The following is a 2,178-nucleotide window of genomic DNA, read 5'->3' as shown; positions in this document are numbered from 1 at the left end:
CCAATCCCCGGTGGCCAGCTGGTGGATGGTGGCCGGGTTGATGTTGGGGTTGGCATCGAAATCGAAGTCGCCCAACCATTTCTGGCGTGGGAACCCGGCGGCTTTGACCCGGCGGATCGTGGAGCGGCGGTCCCGGTCGTCACATTCGGCCAGCAGCAGCTCGGCCAGGAAACCTTGATACGAGAGCTGTTCGCGGTTGGCCGCGGCCAGGGCTTCGTCGAGGACGGCCCGGATGGTCGGTAGCCGAAGGCGGCGGCAGGCCTGATCGATGGCGGCCAGGGCCGCGGGTTCGGTCAGGCCGCGTTGCCGGCGCAAGGTGGTGGTGACGGTGGTGGTGCGGCTCATGACACGTGGCTCTCTTCGTTGGGCGGGCTGGTGGTGGGTGAAGTGCTGCCAGAGCTGGCGCGCTGCGCCAGCAGTTCGTCGTAGGCCCCGACGCTGGGCAAAGGCCGGGTATCGGCCGGCAGTCCGGCGATCACCGCAGCAGGGTCAGCCAGTCGGCGTTGGGTCAAACTGACAACCCGATGCTCGGGTGCAACGGTGTGAGCAGGAAGGTGACGGCCCGAATTGGCCCCACCCGTGCCGGCATGGCGGCGGGCTTCCAGCGCGACCACATCGGCGCTGACCGCCCCGACCTTCAGCGCCGCGGCGATCCCCGCGACCACGTCGGCCTCGGTCATGCTGCGGTGCAGCAGCAGGACGTCGATGAGTTCGCGGGTGCCGGCGGCGTCGCCGTTGACGCGCCGTGCTGCTGCCCAGAACGCTTCGTGAGCGGAGGTGAACGTTCCGGTGGCCCGGGCGGCAGCCAACGCGCTCGACCCGGGGAACGCGCCGGGTTTGATCTTGAGCACTTCCAGGTAGTGGTCCAGTTGCACGCTGGTGCCGGTGCGGGCGGCGATGCGCGGATGGGCCGCGATCGGGGTGCGTCCGTCGAACACCACCACCTCGTTGGCCCGTAGGGAGACGCGGACCTTGCGGCCGATGAACCGCACTGGTACCGAGTACTTGACCATCCGCACCGTGATCAACGACGAGCGATCCACCCGCGGGGTGAGCACCAGACCGGGGTCGAACGGTTCGACTGGCAGCGGCGCCAACAGCGGTTGCTCGGTGGCGAAATCTTCACCGACGGTGCGGATCCGATCTGCGATGCGCCGGTCATCGTCCTCGGCTTCCCAGCCGCGGATACGCTCGTTGAGTTCGGCCAGCGAATCGACTTCGGGCATCGGGCTCAACCGGTTACGCCGGAAACGCCCGACTTCGCCTTCCACTCCGCCTTTTTCGTGCGCGCCAGCTATACCGGGCTGGCAGTAGAAGGCATCGAACCCAAAGTGCGATCGGAACAAAATCCAGCGCTGGTTCTCGGTCCGGCGCCGATCGGTGGTGCCGTGCAGCACCGAGGCGACCGCGCTAGTCAGGTTGTCGTAGCGGATATGGCGGGTCGGGATCCCGCCGATCGCGGTGAACGCTTCGATGTGGCCTTCCAGGAAAGCCTCTTGGCCCTGAGTCGGATAGACCCGATGGATGGCCTTGCCCGAGTGAGCCAGCCAGAACACGAACATGTGACACCGGGTTTTCACCCCGGCCAGCACTACCCAGACCTCACCGAAATCCACCTCAGCTTCAGCGCCGGGCGGGTGCTCCTGCGGGACAAATACTTCCACCCGGCGCCCGGCCTCGACATCAACCTGGGCCCGCCGGATCCGCACATAGTCACGGACAGTGGAATACGACAACTCCTCACCGGCGTCGTGCTCCTCGATCAGCCGGTGCAGGATCCGCCGCGCGGTATGGCGTTGCTTGCGTGGCGCAGTGGTATCGGCCCACAGCATCGCATCGATGGCGGCCTTGAACGGATCGAGCTTCGGTGAGGACCGCGCCGGGGTCTTGCGCGGCGGCGGCACCGGGTCAGCCAATGCCTGGCGCACCGTGCGGCGATGCACCCGATACTTCGTCGCCAACTCCCGGATCGACAAACCCTCCACGCGGGAATCACGGCGAATAGCTGCGAACTGCTCCATCCGATCCTCCACCCCTGGCTCCTCTCCATCGCAACTGTGTTCGATGGATCAACAGTGGAGTGGGGCCAGATCAAACCGTCACAACCGCACCGGCGAGTCGGGCGGACGGGGCCAAAACAGACCGTCCTACCGGGGCCAAATCAACCTGTCACAGCCA

Annotated in this window: 2 protein-coding genes; both read right to left on the bottom strand. The window is 66.5% G+C overall.

Annotation, left to right across the window (positions count from 1 at the left end; all coding sequences use genetic code 11):
• Positions 1–345, bottom strand: a 345-nt coding sequence (locus CQY20_RS33590; protein WP_234816543.1) for an ATP-binding protein, incomplete at its 3' end; no start/stop codon positions are given.
• The gene (istA, locus tag CQY20_RS33585; RefSeq protein ID WP_097945672.1) at positions 342–2,033 is read right to left on the bottom strand and encodes an IS21 family transposase; all 1,692 of its coding nucleotides are present in this window, start codon (positions 2,031–2,033) and stop codon (positions 342–344) included. The genes CQY20_RS33590 and istA, both read right to left, overlap by 4 nt.
• Between the last annotated feature and the right edge of the window lie 145 nt (positions 2,034–2,178).

Source organism: Mycolicibacterium agri, assembly GCF_002553505.1.
GTDB lineage: Bacteria > Actinomycetota > Actinomycetes > Mycobacteriales > Mycobacteriaceae > Mycobacterium > Mycobacterium agri.
Note: the sequence above shows the minus strand (reverse complement) of the source record. Positions and strands in the feature narration are given on the sequence as shown.